The organism is Clostridium sp. LS3, from assembly GCF_055330225.1.
In genome coordinates, this window is sequence record NZ_CM143921.1 from 1,355,631 (window position 1) to 1,372,470 (window position 16,840).

Annotated in this window: 19 protein-coding genes; 15 read left to right on the forward strand and 4 right to left on the reverse strand. The window is 26.0% G+C overall.

Going from position 1 to position 16,840, the window contains the following annotated elements; all coding sequences use genetic code 11:
- Window positions 1-303 precede the first annotated feature (303 nt).
- Together ACZJV1_RS06230 and thiI are read left to right on the forward strand one after the other, a co-directional pair.
- Window positions 304-1,449, forward strand: coding sequence for a cysteine desulfurase family protein (locus ACZJV1_RS06230; protein WP_463651779.1), 1,146 nt, complete (start codon window positions 304-306; stop codon window positions 1,447-1,449).
- A complete protein-coding gene (thiI, locus tag ACZJV1_RS06235) occupies window positions 1,446-2,600 on the forward strand; it encodes a tRNA uracil 4-sulfurtransferase ThiI (protein WP_411170368.1) in 1,155 nt (384 codons plus the stop codon). The genes ACZJV1_RS06230 and thiI overlap by 4 nt, the downstream gene beginning before the upstream one ends.
- Before the next feature lie 60 nt (window positions 2,601-2,660).
- On the opposite strand, the gene ACZJV1_RS06240 is transcribed toward thiI, so the two are convergent.
- Window positions 2,661-3,077: a hypothetical protein gene (locus ACZJV1_RS06240; protein WP_411170369.1), complete on the reverse strand. Its 417-nt coding sequence runs from the start codon at window positions 3,075-3,077 to the stop codon at window positions 2,661-2,663.
- Between the two features lie 103 nt (window positions 3,078-3,180).
- On the reverse strand, window positions 3,181-3,702 hold the full coding sequence (locus ACZJV1_RS06245) for a ferritin-like domain-containing protein (RefSeq protein WP_411170370.1): 522 nt from the start codon (window positions 3,700-3,702) through the stop codon (window positions 3,181-3,183).
- Between the two features lie 181 nt (window positions 3,703-3,883).
- Here ACZJV1_RS06245 and ACZJV1_RS06250 point away from each other — a divergent pair, with 181 nt between their 5' ends.
- From ACZJV1_RS06250 to deoC, 4 genes are all read left to right on the forward strand, one after another.
- Window positions 3,884-4,159, forward strand: a complete 276-nt coding sequence (locus ACZJV1_RS06250; protein ID WP_463651780.1) for a hypothetical protein — start codon at window positions 3,884-3,886, stop codon at window positions 4,157-4,159.
- Between the two features lie 439 nt (window positions 4,160-4,598).
- The gene (locus ACZJV1_RS06255; protein WP_463651781.1) at window positions 4,599-5,549 is read left to right on the forward strand and encodes a DUF4003 family protein; all 951 of its coding nucleotides are present in this window, start codon (window positions 4,599-4,601) and stop codon (window positions 5,547-5,549) included.
- A gap of 11 nt (window positions 5,550-5,560) precedes the next feature.
- Window positions 5,561-6,607, forward strand: coding sequence for a DNA polymerase IV (locus ACZJV1_RS06260; protein ID WP_463651782.1), 1,047 nt, complete (start codon window positions 5,561-5,563; stop codon window positions 6,605-6,607).
- Between the two features lie 120 nt (window positions 6,608-6,727).
- Window positions 6,728-7,402 carry a deoxyribose-phosphate aldolase gene (gene deoC, locus ACZJV1_RS06265; RefSeq protein ID WP_463651783.1) on the forward strand — a complete coding sequence of 225 codons (675 nt, stop codon included), beginning with the start codon at window positions 6,728-6,730 and terminating at the stop codon, window positions 7,400-7,402.
- Window positions 7,403-7,844: 442 nt separating this feature from the next.
- Here the strand turns inward: deoC and ACZJV1_RS06270 are convergent, their stop codons facing one another.
- Window positions 7,845-8,462 (reverse strand): DUF975 family protein, encoded by a 618-nt coding sequence (locus ACZJV1_RS06270; RefSeq protein ID WP_463651784.1) that lies wholly within the window; start codon window positions 8,460-8,462, stop codon window positions 7,845-7,847.
- Window positions 8,463-8,635: 173 nt separating this feature from the next.
- Between ACZJV1_RS06270 and ACZJV1_RS06275 the strand changes: the two genes are divergently transcribed.
- The 5 genes from ACZJV1_RS06275 to ACZJV1_RS06295 all read left to right on the forward strand — a co-directional run bounded on the left by ACZJV1_RS06275 (window position 8,636) and on the right by ACZJV1_RS06295 (window position 13,555).
- Window positions 8,636-10,258, forward strand: coding sequence for a cell shape-determining protein (locus ACZJV1_RS06275; RefSeq protein ID WP_463651785.1), 1,623 nt, complete (start codon window positions 8,636-8,638; stop codon window positions 10,256-10,258).
- 152 nt (window positions 10,259-10,410) lie between these two features.
- Window positions 10,411-11,352, forward strand: coding sequence for a CobW family GTP-binding protein (locus ACZJV1_RS06280; RefSeq protein ID WP_463651786.1), 942 nt, complete (start codon window positions 10,411-10,413; stop codon window positions 11,350-11,352).
- A gap of 10 nt (window positions 11,353-11,362) precedes the next feature.
- Entirely contained in the window at window positions 11,363-11,986 is a 624-nt protein-coding gene (locus tag ACZJV1_RS06285; RefSeq protein WP_463651787.1) for a GTP-binding protein, read from the forward strand.
- 1 nt (window position 11,987) lies between these two features.
- Window positions 11,988-12,893, forward strand: coding sequence for a permease (locus ACZJV1_RS06290; RefSeq protein WP_463651788.1), 906 nt, complete (start codon window positions 11,988-11,990; stop codon window positions 12,891-12,893).
- Between the two features lie 8 nt (window positions 12,894-12,901).
- A complete protein-coding gene (locus ACZJV1_RS06295; RefSeq protein WP_463651789.1) occupies window positions 12,902-13,555 on the forward strand; it encodes a TIGR03943 family putative permease subunit in 654 nt (217 codons plus the stop codon).
- 69 nt (window positions 13,556-13,624) lie between these two features.
- Here the strand turns inward: ACZJV1_RS06295 and ACZJV1_RS06300 are convergent, their stop codons facing one another.
- Complete coding sequence (locus tag ACZJV1_RS06300) at window positions 13,625-14,497, reverse strand: cation diffusion facilitator family transporter (RefSeq protein WP_463651790.1); 873 nt, start codon at window positions 14,495-14,497, stop codon at window positions 13,625-13,627.
- A 194-nt stretch (window positions 14,498-14,691) separates the two neighbouring features.
- On the opposite strand from ACZJV1_RS06300, the gene ACZJV1_RS06305 reads away from it, so the two are divergent.
- The 4 genes from ACZJV1_RS06305 (at window position 14,692) to ACZJV1_RS06320 (ending at window position 16,829) form a co-directional block, all read left to right on the forward strand.
- Window positions 14,692-15,213, forward strand: a complete 522-nt coding sequence (locus tag ACZJV1_RS06305; RefSeq protein WP_463651791.1) for a putative ABC transporter permease — start codon at window positions 14,692-14,694, stop codon at window positions 15,211-15,213.
- A 110-nt stretch (window positions 15,214-15,323) separates the two neighbouring features.
- Window positions 15,324-15,752 (forward strand): DUF3783 domain-containing protein, encoded by a 429-nt coding sequence (locus ACZJV1_RS06310; protein WP_460287955.1) that lies wholly within the window; start codon window positions 15,324-15,326, stop codon window positions 15,750-15,752.
- 23 nt (window positions 15,753-15,775) lie between these two features.
- Entirely contained in the window at window positions 15,776-15,925 is a 150-nt protein-coding gene (locus ACZJV1_RS06315; protein ID WP_460287954.1) for a hypothetical protein, read from the forward strand.
- A gap of 223 nt (window positions 15,926-16,148) precedes the next feature.
- Complete coding sequence (locus ACZJV1_RS06320) at window positions 16,149-16,829, forward strand: cytochrome c biogenesis CcdA family protein (protein ID WP_460287953.1); 681 nt, start codon at window positions 16,149-16,151, stop codon at window positions 16,827-16,829.
- Window positions 16,830-16,840: the final 11 nt, after the last annotated feature.

The following is a 16,840-nucleotide window of genomic DNA, read 5'->3' on the forward strand; positions in this document are numbered from 1 at the left end:
AGAGTGATAATAAGTAAAATAGAAGATTATCTCTATATATAACTATATATTTAAAGAGATAATCTTTTTTACTAGATCATGAACAAAATCATATTAATAAATTAAACCTTTATTTATTTTTAGAAATTTGATATAGTAAGTTTAAATATGGTAAAAAGATAGAGGAATTTTAATTTACAATGAACTAATCTTACTATGATGATTTAAAAATATATTTTATATAGGTATTTTTATGACATTTAGAAATTTTAAGTTTAGGGAATGCTAAAATAGAGTAATATGATAATAAAGGAGGGATAATGCTTGGATATTTATTTTGATAATAGTTCAACAACAAAACCTTACAAAGAAGTTATAGATGAAGTTTCAAATGCAATGGAGGAATACTTCGGTAATCCATCTTCTCTCCATAAGATAGGAATAAAGTCTGAAAAAAGACTTACAGAAGCAAGAGAATTTTTAGGAAGAAGCATAAATGCATCTAAGGAAGAAATATACTTTACTTCAGGTGGAAGTGAAGCAAACAACTTAATAATTAAAGGTTTAGTTAAAACAGGGCATCATGTTATTACTACAATTTTTGAGCATCATTCAGTTTTAATGGCCTATAAGGAACTTGAAAAAAATGGTGTTAAGGTTACATATTTAGAAGTAGATAAAGATGGGAAAATAGATATAGAGGAGTTAGGTGAGGCTATATCTAAAGATACTGTATTAATTTCTATAATGCATGTAAATAATGAAATTGGATCTATACAGGATATAGAAGCAATAGGAAAAATAATAAAAGAGAAAAGCGCTAGAGCAAGATTTCATGTTGATGCAGTTCAATCTTATGGAAAACTAGATATAGATGTTAAAAAAATGAATATAGACATGTTATCTGTAGCTTCTCATAAAATTCATGGACCAAAGGGAATTGGATTTTGTTATATTAAAAAAGGAATAGTTTTAAATTCTCTTATAAGTGGTGGAAGTCAAGAAGGGGGAGTTAGAGGTGGAACTCAAAATGTTCCAGCTATAGTAGGTTTACATAAGGCAGCAGAAATAACATCAAATCAGAAAAATGAAAGCTATAATTACGTAAATAGCTTAAAAGAATATATGATAAGAAGACTAGAAGAAATAGATAATATAAGAATAAATAGTCCACTAAGAGATGATTTTACACCATATATATTAAATGTTTCTTTTATTGGAGTAAGAGCTGAAGTGTTACTTCATTTATTAGAGGATAGAGATATTTTTGTAGCTACTGGTTCTGCTTGTACATCAAAAAGTAGTGTAGTAGCAGGAAGTTATGTAATAAAAGCTTTAGGATTAAGCAATAAAGAAATAGAAAGTGCTATCAGATTTTCATTTTCAAAGTTTAATACTAAAGAAGAAGTTGATAAAGTTATAGAAGTTCTAAAAAGCTCATTAACATTTTTAAGGAGAGTCAAAAAATGAATAAATTGATATTAGTTAAATATGCATCAGAAATTTTTTTAAAGGGTTTAAATAGAAATAAATTTGAAAAAAAGCTTAGAGATAATATAAAGAAAAAGCTAAAGGGAATAGAATATAGCTTAATATCAGATCAGGGAAGATACTTTATTAAAGCTGATGATATAGAAGAAGCTGCAGAAAGAGTAAGAAAAGTTTTTGGTGTTTCAGAAGTTTGCATAGTAACAGAAGTTCCAAGGGATATGGAAGCAATTAAGGAAGAAGCACTAAGAAAAGTTAAAGAAGCAAATCCAAAAAACTTTAAAATCGAGACAAATAGAGCAAATAAATTATTTCCTAAAAACTCATTAGAAACCTCTAAAGAAGTTGGGGCATATGTAGTTTATCATATGAATGGATTAGAAGTTAAGGTTAAAAATCCAGAGTGTTTAGTAAATATAGAAATTAGAGAAAATGCATACATATATACAACTAAAGATAAAATTAAAGGGGCTGGAGGTTTACCATATGGGATAAATGGTAGTACTATGCTTATGTTGTCAGGAGGTATAGACTCACCAGTTGCAGGATATCTAATGGCTAGAAGAGGTGTTGAGCTACATTGTGTTTATTATCATAGTCATCCTTATACATCAGAAAGAGCTAAAGATAAGGTTAAAGATTTAGCAAAGATACTTTCAACATATACAGAAAGAGTAAACTTGCATATAGTACCATTTACAGAAATACAAATGGCAATAATAAACGGATGTAGAGAAGATGAATTAACTATAATAATGAGAAGATTTATGATGAGAGTTGCTTGCTCACTTTCAGAAAAATATGGAATTCAATCAGTAGCATCAGGAGAAAGTATAGGTCAAGTTGCAAGCCAAACTATGGAAGGATTAATGGTAAGTAATGATTGCGCCGACAGACCAGTATTTAGACCTTTAATAGCTATGGATAAAACAGATATAATGGATATAGCTAGAGAAATTGGAACATATGAAACTTCAATATTACCTTATGAAGATTGTTGTACTATATTTGTTCCAAAACATCCTAAAACAAAACCAAGAGTTGATTTGATAAGACAATCAGAGTCAGTATTAAATATAGATGAATTAGTAAATAAAGCTATAGAAGAAACAGAACTTGTAGTTTTTAATTAAATAATAGATTATTATATTAAATTAATGTAAAACAAAAACAGCCTGTATAGGCTGTTTTTATTATCTTGTTCTCATTCTTGTAGCTTGCTGCCTTGCTTTCTTTATTTGACTGTGATCGAATGGTTGTAAGTCTTTCTTAGTAGTTAAGTTAGCTATATTTGAAATAGTAATAACTTCTGAATCAGCCTTACCTTTTTCACCTTCAATTCCCATAATTATTACTTTATGACCTTGTTTAACTTCAATAAAAGTTGGCTTTTTAAACCATTTTTTAGCTTTATATTGAGTTTTAACTACACCTTTACCCATATCTGGCTTTATTAAAATATTAATAGTTAATTTTCTCATAATACCTAATATGTTTTTTTCTTCAATTTTTACAGATAAAACAGTACCAGCAGTACTGGTCATTCTATCACCGTATTTTTCCATATATGCATCTGTAAAATATTTACTCATCTTATCTTTGAAACCCATACTTAAAACTCCTTTATATTTAAGAAATATTGTAATAATCAAATAATTATAATAACAAGGTCATTATAACATAATTCCATTATTAATTAAACAAAAAGTTAAATTAATTACCTAACTCTCTTTCATACAACCTATTTAAAAGGTTTATGTGATGCTCCTCATCTAATATTATTCTATTAATTATGGCAATTATGTTTTCATCTTTTACTACACTAGCAGTTTTTCTATATTGTTTTATAGATTCTTTTTCCATAGAAATATCTGATATAAGTAGTTTTTTTAGTGAGTTATCTGTATTTATAAATTTTGAATTCCAATGAAAGTCTTTACCTTTCTTCTTTATAGAAAAAGTAGGATTACCACCAAGTGCAGAAATTAGCTCTCCAATGATTTCTAAATGATGCATTTCAACAATTACAATTCCTCTTAAAGTGTTTTTAACATAATCATCAGTTATTAATTCATGGTAAGTATATTGAGCTACTGCTGTTAATTCTGAAACCATACCACAATAATTAACTTTAATTAAGTTAGCATAATCTATATTTTTTTTACATACTTCAATCTGTGGATAAGGTAAGTCTAATGAGCAGTTAAGATTTAAGTTTTTATAATCACTTTTCATGATATCACCTTTAAATTATTTATTATTATAATATATGAAGATATCATTTATAGTGATATAAAACTAATAGTTGAAATATGAAAACAATATAGTAGTATAATATATACTATATTATTTTTAATTTTAGGAATAATATACAATTAAACTTAAAATAAGTATTAAAAAACTAAAGGAGGATAAAATGAACATAATATTTGATGAAAAAACTAAAGAGGCATTGTTAAGTGAAGTGGAAAAAAGCAACTATAATCATATAAGAGTAAAGGTAGCAGCTATCGGTTGTGGAAAGCCTGCATATGATTTATATGCAGATTTTATTTCAGATGAAGATTTTGAAGTTATAATTAGTGATATAAAATTCGTTATAGCTAAAAAAGATGAGAAGTTATGTAATGGTATTGAGATAAAATATGATAAAGAAGTATATAATAAAGGGTTTTATGTTAGAAGCTTATAAAGGATAATACTTTCTTATATAAGAAATAAAAAGATGAGAGATTTATTAAGTCTCCCATCTTTTTTCATAATACTAAGAGGATACTAATCGATGTATCCATTAGTATTATTGCCTATAAAAAAAATTATTATTCACTTTATTTTAGCTACTTAAAATATTTATAAATGTATCATATATAATCTTTCTTTTTTAGTTTATTTATAAACATAATTATTACTAAAAATTATAAATGTATCATATAACTATAAAATAGCCTTAAATAAGTAAACAATAGCATTAGCTAAACATATTATGTATTACCTAAACTTTAGATAAAAGGAGAACCTTTAATTTAATTTTTATAAATTGTTATAATTTTGTTATAAAACTGACACAGTTTTTATAGTATAATAGTCTTGAGTAATTAATATGCTTAAAGTAAAGTGAGGGAATATTATATATGGAGAAATTTCTCATAGACAGAATTAATCTGACAATTGAGAACTATAGAAATGCAAAAAAAGATCTTAGAAATGATGGAGATTTAATTAACCATTTTGCATCTTTAGTTTTCGCCCATTACAAAAAAGAAATTCCATTTGAAAAAGTAAAAGAAATTAGAAAGTATATAAAGGGAACTTCTTCTAGGGTTTCACCTTTTAGAGGGGACATGCTTTATATTCTATCTTTATTAATTTCATTAGAAGAAGGTAATGAAAATCAACTAATAGATGATATATATGAAGTTATGGATATTCTTAAATTTCAAGGATTTAATGAATGTGATTACTTAGTACTAACAGCATTTGTTATAGCTAAGTATGGCAATAATAAGGATAAGAATGAAATTGCTTATAAAATGAAGGAAGTTTATATTTTGTTAAAGGAAAAATATTATAATATAACTGGAGAAGATGACTATTTAGTTTGTGCATTATGGGCATTGAACGACATAGATGTTAGTACAATTGATGAGTTTATAGAAACTATTTATAGTCATATGACAGATTTAAATATTAAGTCAAAAAATAGTATTCAAGGACTAACTAATGCAATAATGTTAAATGGTTCTTCAGGAAATATGTATAGAACAATAGAATTTATGCTACAATTAGAGAAAAGAGATATAAAGTTAGCTCAACAATTCTTACCTTTACTAGGAGTATTATCAAATAATGATATGAGAAAAAACATTGATTTAATTGAAGACGTAGTAGATACTCTTTGTGAAGAAGAAAGTGAATACGAATATTATATGGATAAAGGTTTTAGAACTATTATTGCAATATCTATATTATCATTTATAAATATTTCTGATAAAAGAAACTATATAGATGAACTATTAGCTCAAGGAGTATATTGCTTTATAAAGTCGAAAAATAAAGGGATGTTTGCTGAAGCCTTAGCTTAAAGGGAGTAAATATGGAAAGGTTGATTTTACATGTAGATATGGATGCATTTTTTGCATCAGTAGAACAACTAGATAATAAAAAGCTTAGAGGAAAGCCAGTAATAGTTGGTGGAGTAAGTGAACGAGGAGTTGTTTCTACTTGTTCATATGAAGCTAGAAAGTACGGAGTACATTCTGCAATGCCTATTTTTATAGCACAAAAATTATGTCCACATGCAATATACTTAAGAACTAGATATATTCGATATAAGGAAGTTTCAAATCAAGTATTCAATATATTAAAAGATGTTACTCAAATTATAGAGCCTCTTTCAATAGATGAAGCTTATTTAGATATAACTAATAGTAATTTTAATAATGTAATAGAGGCTGCAAAATATATAAAAAGCAGAGTTTTTAAAGAAATTGGGTTAACTATTTCAATTGGGATATCATATAATAAATTTTTAGCAAAATTAGCATCTGATTGGAATAAGCCTAATGGTATTAAGGTTATAACAAAAGAAATGATACCTGAAATTTTGCTACCGCTTCCAATATCTAAAATACATGGATTGGGAAAAAAGTCAGTTGAAAAGCTAAATAACATAGGTATATTTTTAATAAAGGACTTATATGAAATGCCAAAAAGTTTTTATATAGAGTACCTTGGGAAATATGGTTTAGAAATTTATGATAGAATACGTGGAATTGATAATAGAGAAGTAGAAGTAGAAAGAGATAGAAAATCTTATGGCAAAGAAAGAACCTTAAAAACAGATACTGATGATAAAGAAGAGTTAATTATTTATTTAAAGGAATTCTCTAGTGAAATCAGTAAATATCTTATGAGGGCAAATATAGAAGGTAAAACAATAACAGTAAAATATAAAACAAGTGATTTTCAAAATCATACAAGAAGTAAAACATTAAGTTACTATACAAATAATTTTGAGGATATATATAAGACTTGTGAGGAAATACTAAATAATGAGGAACTAAAAAAAGGAGTTAGATTAATAGGCGTGACTGTATCATCATTTAAGGAAAATACAATGGAACAACTTAGTCTATTTTAAAAATGAATTAATATTTATAAAAAATACTCTTTGTTTTAAAATCCCTTTAATTATTAGAGTTTTTCATTTATAATAAATTTCTAGAGAAAAAATAGTTAAACATACAGGAGGAGATCTTATATGAATAAAAAAGATTTAGCAAGAATGATAGATCATACTATCTTAAAGGCAGATGCTACAGAAATGGAAGTTGAAAAACTTTGTAATGAAGCATTAGAGTATAATTTTGCATCAGTTTGCATTAATCCAGCTATGGTAGAAAAAGCTGCAACTATGTTAAAGGGTAGCGATGTAAAGGTTTGTACAGTTATTGGATTTCCTTTAGGAGCAACTACAACAGAAGTAAAAGCTTTTGAAACTGAAGATGTTATTAAAAAGGGCGCAACAGAAGTTGATATGGTTATAAATATAGGAAAGCTTAAAGAAGGAAATTTAGAATATGTTAAAAAGGATATAGAAGCTGTTGTTAATTCTGCAAAAGGAAAGGCTTTAACAAAAGTAATTATAGAAACTTGCCTTTTAACTGATGAAGAAAAAGTAACTGCTTGTAAATTATCAAAAGAAGCTGGGGCAGACTTTGTAAAGACTTCTACAGGATTTAGCACTGGAGGAGCTACTGCTAGTGATATAAAACTTATGAGAGAAACAGTAGGACCAGAACTTGGAGTTAAAGCTTCAGGAGGAGTTAGAAGTAATGCAGATGCTATAGCTATGATTGAGAATGGAGCTACAAGAATTGGTGCTTCAGCTTCAATATCAATATGTGAAGGAACAGAATCAAACTCAACATATTAATATTAAATTTTATATTTAAATCCATATAATGAACATTTTTTATAGAATTAAAATTTTATAAATGCAGATAATAAATTTGTATTATATAGGAGGTGTTTATTATGAACAATGGAAATAATAAAAAACATAAGGAAAAAGGAAATAGTAGCGTTACTGAAGGTCATAGAGATAAGAAGACAGCTACAGATAATCAATGGGGTAAATAATTGTTAATTAAGAGTTCTGCAATTAAAAGTAGTTTATGTTATAGACTCTTTTATCAATAATTAGTTTTACTTATATTATATATGAAAAAAATGACAGGAGTTAGGTTTAGTAACTCCTGTTGTTTTTTTATTCTTTAGCAAATTATAAAGTTTTTATAATTTATTTTTTAGTAATTCTAAGTGAGGATAATAATTTTATGACAGCTTGGAGTGATGCCACGGAGTAAAGAAAATTATTATTCGTAATTTTTCAAATTTAAATAGAAATTTGCTTCTGTTAAATTTTGATAAGGAGAAATCCATAACCCAGCTATACCAAAGGTAAGAATAGCTAAAAGCCACCAACCTATAAAGGATAATTCTAATACAAAGAAATCCCATTTATGACCTGACATCATATTTGAACTTTCTTCTAAGCATTCAAATATGCCTTTACTTGGATCTTCAGCTAAAATATAAAAAGCTTGAGAAAACATTAAAGCTACTATAATTCCAGGAATTATCAAAAATAAAGTTGCAATACCAATTGCAAGCATCATTAAAATATATAAGCCTAGAGTTTTAAAGTAAATATTAAAATTTGAAAATAAATCTTTAAACTGAGGCTCTTCATTATTAGTTATGAAATTTAGTAAAAATTTACTTAGTCCTACAGATATAACTCCACCAAAAAGAAGTGAGATTATATTAATAGAAATAGAAACAGAGCTAGAAAATTCTCCAAAAAAGTCAATGGTTTCTTTGGTTATACTAGAATTAATTATTAAATTAGCTACGAAGACAGTAATTAGTGCTACTCCCCAACGACCTCTTAATTGTTCCTTTGCTTTTGATTTTAGTTCTAATCTATTCATTTTTACACCTCTAAAATTTATACTAATATCATTATACAATAATTTACAAAATAGTAAACTAAATCTATAAAATGTTTTATTAAAAAATTTAGTGAAAATGTATTTACAAACAATATATTATATTGTATTATATACCATATAACGGAGTAAAAGATATAATTAGGGGGATTAAAATGGAGAATATACGAAATTTTGCACCGAAAAAAGGAAAACTTTCAACGTATCTAGGTTGGTTAATATCAGCTTACTTAATAGTAGGGGTATTTTTACTTTTTAGTAGTAATCTAATACTAGATATAACATTAAGTTTATTTTACATTGTAGCAGTATTTGTAGTTGTAACTGCATTTTATGCAATTATAACAATGAACAAAAAATATGGAGCTTTAGCAGCTTTTGTAGCTGTTTTATATATTTTAGGGTTAGTTATCTTTAGTCCTTTAATTAACTACAAAGCTCATAGAGAATTAATAGGTAAGGTTGATGAAGTAGACTTCACTAATGAAATAAAGCATATTGATTTAAAGCAATTACCGATAATTGATAAAGATGTTGCTTATAAGTTAGCAGATAAAAAGTTAGGTGAGATTCCAAGCTTAGGTAGTCAAGTAACAATAGGTGATTTAACTCTTCAAAGTGTAAACAAACAGCTTTATTATGTTGCACCATTAGAGCATTCTTCATTATTTAAATGGATTACAAATAGAGAAGGAACTCCAGGATATATAAAGATTAGTGCAACTAATGAAAGTGATGTTCAATTAGTTACAGAATTAAATGGAAAAGATATTAAAATAAAGTATTTAGAATCTGCATTTTTATTTAGTGATTTAGAGAGAGCAGCTTATTTAAGAGATATGAGAGCTGGACATACTGATTTTACTTTTGAACTAGATGATGAAGGAAATCCTTATTGGGCAATAACAAGATATGATAATGCAATTGGATTTACAGAAGCTAAAGCAACAGGAGTGTTAGTAATAGATGCACAAACAGGAGATTCAGAGGTATATGATATAAATGATGCACCAAAATGGATAGATCGAATTCAACCAGATAGATATATAATGAATTATATAGATAAATGGGGAGAACTTGTACATGGAATATTCAATTTTAGTGACAAGGACAAGCTGAAAACTACAGAGGGAATGAATTTAATATATAATAATGATACTTGCTATTACTATACTGGAATAACATCAGTAGGAAATGATGAAGGTTTAGTTGGATTTACTTTAACTAATACTAGAACTGGAGAAACAAGTATGTATAAGACTTCAGGAGCAACAGAAACAGCAAGTATGAAGTCAGCAGAAGGTAAGGTTCAACAATATAAATATACAGCAACTTTCCCATATCTAATAAATATACAAAATGAACCTACTTATTTTACTACTTTAAAGGATTCTAATGGATTAGTAAAACAATATGCTATGGTAAATGTGAAAAATTATAATGTAGTTGGTGTTGGTGATTCACTTCAGTCAACTCTTAATAATTATTTAGAAGGTCTAACTAATACTAATATTTCTCTAGAAGGAAGCAATAGCGAGGAAGTTTTAGAAGGAGAAATAGAAAGAATAGGATTAGTAGTAAAAGATGGAACTAGTATTTATGATATAAAGATTAAAGGTAGTGAAAATATTTATACAGTTTCAACAGAGACTTCAAGAGAAGTGGCTTTAAGCTCTGTAGGAGACAAGATTAGAGTGAAATTTATAAAAGTTGGGGAAGGTAAATTTATTTTAACTAACTCTTTTGAAAATTTAACTTTTAAAAAAGTACAAAGCTAATTTAAGATAATTAAAAGCTATAAACTAAAATTTAGAGAAATCTTTATTTGGTTTATAGCTTTTTTATTTAGACAATCTATGAATATATTAATTATTTGTCACATAAAATGTTTAGAACAATTATATAAGCAATTACTATATAGAGGTGTTATATGAAAGTAAATATAGATATATATTCAGGATTTCTAGGTGCAGGTAAAACTATGCTTATTAAAAAATTAATTAAAGAAGGGCATTATGAGAGGGAAATTGCAATAATAGAAAATGAGTTTGGAGAAGTTAGCATTGATGGAGCTATATTAAGAGATTCAAATATAGAGGTTAAGGAAATAAATTCAGGTTGCATTTGCTGTCAAGTTAAAGGAGATTTTAAGAAGGCTATATTAGAAGTAATAGAAAAATATAACCCAAGTAGAATAATAATAGAGCCTTCAGGAGTAGCTAAGTTAACAGATATAATTAAAGTTTTTAAGGATAAAGAACTTAAAGAAAAAACAAAGGTGGAAAATATAATAACTGTTGTAGATCCAGAAAAATTTAGTATGTATATTGAAAACTTTAAAGAATTTTATAAGGATCAAATATTAAACACAAAAAAGGTAGTTTTAAGTAGAACTCAAAAGTTAAATAAAGAAAAAATAGAAGGGATAGTTTTAGAATTAAAAAGAATAAATTCAAGAATTTCAATAATAACTGATCCATGGGATAAGGTAGATGGAGATCATATTTTAGAGGGTAATAAATATAGTAGATTAAATATAAGAGAAAGTAATGGCATAAAAGTGAAATTAAACAAAAATGATATAGAGAATAAAAGTGCAGATGAAGTTTTTGAAACTTTTGCAATTTATCCAAATTCTAAAATATCTAAGGCAGAGTTAGTTTCTAAGTTTAAATTTATTTCAGCTTCAAAAAGCTATGGGGATGTACTAAGAGCAAAAGGGATTATTAAGCTATTAGATGGAAGTAATGGGCAATTTGATTTTGTAAAGGATGAGTTTCAAATTAGAGAAATAAAAGAAATTAATAAAAGTGTAATTTCATTTATAGGAATTAATTTAAATAAAGAAGAAATAAAAAGTCTTTTTAAATGAGGATTAATAAATGAAGTGTAAATTAGAAGTTGTAAGTGGTTTTTTAGGATCTGGTAAAACATCTTTTATAAGTTCATATTTAACTACAGATATATGTAAAGATGAAAATATACTAGTAATTTTATTAGAAAAAGGATCTAAGGATGTAATAAGAAGTTTGGATTGTGTACACATAGTTTACCTAAGGAATTCAAAATATCTAAAAGAAACAATTTTAGATAAAGTAAAAGAAAATAACTATAGCAAACTAATAATTGAGTTTAATGGAACTTATGATTTGAATATAATAAGTACTTTAATTAATGATAGAGAGGTAAGTAAAGTAGTAAAGTTTTATGGAAATTACTATATAGGTGATGCTAGTACTTTAGAAATATATTTAAAGAATATGGGAGAAATACTTGTTCCATTTATACAGTCAAGTAAGCTTATTGTGTTAAATAATTTGAATTTAGTAGATAAAAGTAAAAAGAGTACGTTAATAAAAATAATTAAAAATATTAATTTTACAGCTCCAATAATATATTCAGAAAGTATAGATGTATTAGATAGTGATTTAAAATCAAGTAGTTATTTTAAAAAGGGGTTATTATCTAGAAAACTTTCAACTCTTTTTAAGAAGGGAGAAAAATAAGGTGACTTTAGGGTTAGAAAAATGGGCAACTATATTTATAAGTATGATATTAGAAGCTCTACCATTTATATTGATCGGCTCTATAATTTCAGCAGCTATACAAATGTATATTTCAGAAGACATAGTAAAAAAAATATTACCCCAAAATAAATTTATATCCATATTATTTGCAGCTTTTATTGGAATTTTTATACCTATATGTGAATGTGCAATAGTGCCTATTGCAAAAAGCTTAATAAAAAAAGGAGTCCCAGTTGGAGTAGCAATAGTATTTATGATTTCAGTGCCAATAGTAAATCCTGTAGTCATAGCCTCAACATATTATGCTTTTAATGATATAAAAGTAGTATTAATAAGAATATTTGGAGGGGTGTTATGTGCTATTATTATAGGACTATTAATAGAATCTATTTCTAGAAGGGGAATAGAGGTTATAAAGGATGATAATAATTATAAAAATATTTGTGATTGTGGATGTATAGAATCACAATACTTTTATAATAAATCTAAAATAAGATTATGTTTAGAGCACGCTAATAAGGAATTTTCAAATATACTTAAGTACTACATATTTGGTTCTTTTTTATCAAGTGTTTTTATAACCATAGTTAATGAATCTATGTTAAATAAAATGTCAAATGGAAAATACCTATCTATAATTATAATGATGCTAATATCCTTCTTGCTTTCTTTATGTTCAGAAGCTGATGCTTTTATAGCAAAAGGGTTTCTAGCGAGTTTTGGATTACCAGCAATTTCAGGATTTTTAATACTGGGGCCAATGGTAGATTTAAAGAATGTTATAATAATGGGATCATATTTTAAAAAGGAATTTGCTTTTAAGCTTATAACGGTAATTACACTAGTTGTACTAGCATTTTCAGCAAGCTTAACAATAATCATATAGGAGGAAATATGAGAAAGTTCAATGTAGATGAATTTATATGGTTATTAATATTAATACTTTTAACAATATTTATTGCTTATTTAATGACATATGGGTATGTGTATAAGTTTTTAAGTCCTAAAACTGCTAAAAATCTTTATGTAGCTTTAGGAATATTACCAATTCTTATTATAGTACAGCTCTTTAAAGTAATAACTTTTAATTCTAGAGTGGATAGGTCTATTAGTTATTTACCAATAATATTTACTTTAATGATAGGCGTAATTATTATATTTAATAATAGTATTTTAAATAACGATTTAGAAATAGATGAATATAAATTTAAAAGTAATGGGATTAATGATTCATTAGAAATATCTTATGAAAATCATCATATAATAGATGAAATAAATGAAAATGGTATTGATTTCCTAGGTGAAAATATAGTATTTACTGGATTCGTTCATAAGTACAATGATGAAAATAAATTTATTTTAGCAAGAGAAGAAATGAATTGCTGTGTAGCTGATTCTGTAATTATAGGTTTAAATTCATTTTGTCAGGATAATTTAAAGGAAGGTCAGTGGATTAAAGCTTTAGGTAAAATAGAATATAATGGAGAATATTACTTTAATATAATAGAATATATAAAGGTGAACCCACCAGATAACCAATATTTTTAACAAAAAGGAACTAGTTATAAAGTTTTTAATTTTTTATAACTAGTTCCTTTTTGTTTATTAATTTGAAATTTACATCTTATTAGGCTCTACGTGAATAATAACATCTATTTTTTTACCTAGTCTATTAGAGAGTGTATCCTCTACTTCATGAACTAATTTATGAGCTTCATCAATGCTTAAATTAGAATCTACTTTTATATGCATATCTAAAAATACATAATCTTTATAGCCCCTAGATCTTATATTATGCACATTTTTTATGTGTGTAAACTCTTCTAAAATATCTACTACTACTTCTTCATCTAATATTACCCTATCAGTTAAGGTAGAGATATTGTCTTTAAATATTTCATAAGAAGAATGTAATATAAATAAAGCAACTATAAATGAAAATATAGTATCGATAATAGGTGGAAGTCCTAACTTTACAGCGAACAAAGCTATAAGTACTCCAATAGAAACAAATATATCGCTTCTAGTGTGAAGAGAATCTGCTATTAATAATTGACTATTAAGTTTAACTCCCTGTTTTCTTTCATAAAATGCAACACAAATATTAATAAATAATGTTACTAATACTATAATTAAACTTTCTATACTAACTTCTAATGCAGAAGGGTTAAACAGCTTATTTATAGAAGATGTAATTACATTAAAAGATATAAATAAAAGCATAGTTCCAATAAACATACTAGCGATTGTCTCAAATTTTTTATGACCATAAGGGTGATCATTATCTTTAGGTTTTGATGCAAGAACAATTCCAATTATGCCAACAATATTTGAAGCACTATCTGAAATAGAGTGAAATCCATCTGCCATAACACTAGAACTATTTATAACTAATCCAACTAATATTTTTGAAGCTGCAACAAGTACATTAGCAATTAGCAATATTAGAAGTATAAATTTTACTTTTTTATAATTTGATTCTATAATCAATCGCTCCTTTACAAATAACCTATAATTTCATTTTATTCTTACAAATTTCAAAAGTTACAATGAGTCTCTATTATATAAAATGTAAAAAACATGACTAGAGAAATATGTTTTTAAAAGTAAATAGGGGAAAGAGGTATCAATTAATATACTTTGGTTAAACTAAGAGTAAAATTAATTAAGGTTGGTGTGTTTTTATGACTATGATAAACTTTACTATTTCTAATTTTCTACTATACTCAATTGTTGGATGGCTAATAGAAGGAATATATAGCTATATTATATGTGGTAAGTTTAAAAAAGAAGGATTTATGAAGGGGCCGTATAAGCCTATGTATGGTATTGCTTTTACAATTTTAGTATTATTTAATAGATATCTTGATTTAAACTTATCAGAAACTCTTATAATATCTTTAATAGTTCCAACAACTGTTGAATTTATAAGTGGATATTTATTAAAAGAAATATTTAATAAAGAATATTGGGATTATTCTAAATTGAAATATAATTATAAAGGATTAATAACATTAAGATTTTCTATATATTGGATGATTTTATGCTACATTGGTATAAATTTAGTTCAACCAATTATAAATAGTATGTACTTAAGTTTAGAAAGATTTTTGAAAATATCAAATGTTATAGGTTTATTTATAATGTTACTTGATTTTATAATAACAGTTAAAATGCTTTATAGAACTCCCGTAATCCAAAGTTAAAATTCACATATTAAAATATCCAGTAACATAATAAATTTGAAGGTTGCTTAATTTTTATTATTTTTATATGATATAGATATAGAAATTTAATGAATAAGAAGGAGAAAGATATGTCATTTGAAAAATTAGATATTAAAGATACAGAAGTTAAAGAAGGTAGAAGTTGTATAATATTATGTAACTTCAATTCAAATGAAATAAAAACAATAGGTAATCTTGCTGGAATGTTAGGAATTAAAGATAAAATAACTTTAAATTATAAAAATGGAAATTCAATTTTGAAAGATGTACTAGAGGGTACTATATCAAATGATTCAGAAGATGGAATAAAAAATAAAGCTATAATATTTAATAATATTTCTGGTGCGAAGATGGGAATATTTATTGAAAATTTAAAGAAATTTAGAATTAATAATGTTTTAAAAGCAACTGTTACTGAAACATCAATTGATTGGACTGTAAATGTATTGTTAAAGAATCTAGTTGCTGAAAGAATAGCACTGAAAACAGGAAAAGACTTCAGTCATGATGAAGAGTAATATTCTAAGAGAGTGAGATAAAAATGGGTGTAAAGAGAGAAGTAGAATTACAGACAGTAATAGCAAGGTTTCTAAATCTTAAAAACTTAGGGTTAGATGAAGAAACTATAATTAAATTACTTGAAATAAATGAAGATGACTTAGAGGCAATAAAGATAAATTTAAATCATTAAATTTAAGGTGCTTCATATTAAAATTTATGATAATGTTTTTTTAGTATAGCTAGTGTAAAATTTAAAAAATATACTAGCTATTTTTGTGTAATATATTTAGTAATTACTATAGATATAAAGAGCATAGTTTCTTATTATACAATAACAAGGTATCAAAAAAGTAACTTATTTTATTATTCCAAATATTATGATATACTATCCAAAAGAGTAAAGGAGTGGTTAATTGAATTATTTTATCTTATTTTTGGAAGGGATAATAACTTTTATTTCTCCATGTATATTACCTATGTTACCTATATATATTTCTTACTTTATGGGAAGTAATGAAGATGATAAGGAGAATAAGGCTTTAATAAACTCAATAGGTTTTGTTATTGGATTTTCAATAATTTTTACTGTTTTAGGAGCAGCAGCAGGCACGTTTGGAGCTTTTATACAAAGATATATGAATGTCTTCAACATTGTTGCTGGAGGTTTGTTAGTTATATTTGGACTTAATTATATTGGATTATTTAAAATAGGTATATTAGAAAGAAGTTTTAAGTTAAGAACTAAGAGTGACTTAAATAATCTTAATTTAAGAAAATCAGTTTTATTTGGTGTAATTTTTGCAATAGGATGGACTCCATGTGTTGGAACTTTTTTAGGATCAGCTTTGATGATAGCTGCAAGTAGCCAGAATTCAATGGAAGGGATATTTATGTTACTTACATATAGCTTAGGCCTAGGAATCCCTTTTATAATATCAGCACTACTTATAGAGAGCTTAAAGGGAGCTTTTACTTTTATAAAGAGAAACTATAAAACTATAAATATTATTTCAGGAGTATTACTTATATTAATAGGTATTTTAATGATGACAGGATATTTAAATACTTTACTAGGATTACTTACATTTAATTAGGAGGTTTAAGG

What these genes read in the sequence shown, in the direction of transcription:
- ACZJV1_RS06295 (WP_463651789.1), top strand. Translation starts at nt 12,902, where the DNA reads ATGAGAAAGTTCAATGTAGATGAATTTATATGGTTATTAATATTAATA.
- thiI (WP_411170368.1), top strand. Translation starts at nt 1,446, where the DNA reads ATGAATAAATTGATATTAGTTAAATATGCATCAGAAATTTTTTTAAAG.
- ACZJV1_RS06245 (WP_411170370.1), bottom strand. Translation starts at nt 3,702, where the DNA reads ATGAAAAGTGATTATAAAAACTTAAATCTTAACTGCTCATTAGACTTA.
- ACZJV1_RS06305 (WP_463651791.1), top strand. Translation starts at nt 14,692, where the DNA reads ATGACTATGATAAACTTTACTATTTCTAATTTTCTACTATACTCAATT.
- ACZJV1_RS06310 (WP_460287955.1), top strand. Translation starts at nt 15,324, where the DNA reads ATGTCATTTGAAAAATTAGATATTAAAGATACAGAAGTTAAAGAAGGT.
- ACZJV1_RS06280 (WP_463651786.1), top strand. Translation starts at nt 10,411, where the DNA reads ATGAAAGTAAATATAGATATATATTCAGGATTTCTAGGTGCAGGTAAA.
- ACZJV1_RS06260 (WP_463651782.1), top strand. Translation starts at nt 5,561, where the DNA reads ATGGAAAGGTTGATTTTACATGTAGATATGGATGCATTTTTTGCATCA.
- ACZJV1_RS06275 (WP_463651785.1), top strand. Translation starts at nt 8,636, where the DNA reads ATGGAGAATATACGAAATTTTGCACCGAAAAAAGGAAAACTTTCAACG.
- ACZJV1_RS06315 (WP_460287954.1), top strand. Translation starts at nt 15,776, where the DNA reads ATGGGTGTAAAGAGAGAAGTAGAATTACAGACAGTAATAGCAAGGTTT.
- ACZJV1_RS06255 (WP_463651781.1), top strand. Translation starts at nt 4,599, where the DNA reads ATGGAGAAATTTCTCATAGACAGAATTAATCTGACAATTGAGAACTAT.
- ACZJV1_RS06270 (WP_463651784.1), bottom strand. Translation starts at nt 8,462, where the DNA reads ATGAATAGATTAGAACTAAAATCAAAAGCAAAGGAACAATTAAGAGGT.
- ACZJV1_RS06285 (WP_463651787.1), top strand. Translation starts at nt 11,363, where the DNA reads ATGAAGTGTAAATTAGAAGTTGTAAGTGGTTTTTTAGGATCTGGTAAA.
- ACZJV1_RS06250 (WP_463651780.1), top strand. Translation starts at nt 3,884, where the DNA reads ATGAACATAATATTTGATGAAAAAACTAAAGAGGCATTGTTAAGTGAA.
- ACZJV1_RS06240 (WP_411170369.1), bottom strand. Translation starts at nt 3,077, where the DNA reads ATGGGTTTCAAAGATAAGATGAGTAAATATTTTACAGATGCATATATG.
- deoC (WP_463651783.1), top strand. Translation starts at nt 6,728, where the DNA reads ATGAATAAAAAAGATTTAGCAAGAATGATAGATCATACTATCTTAAAG.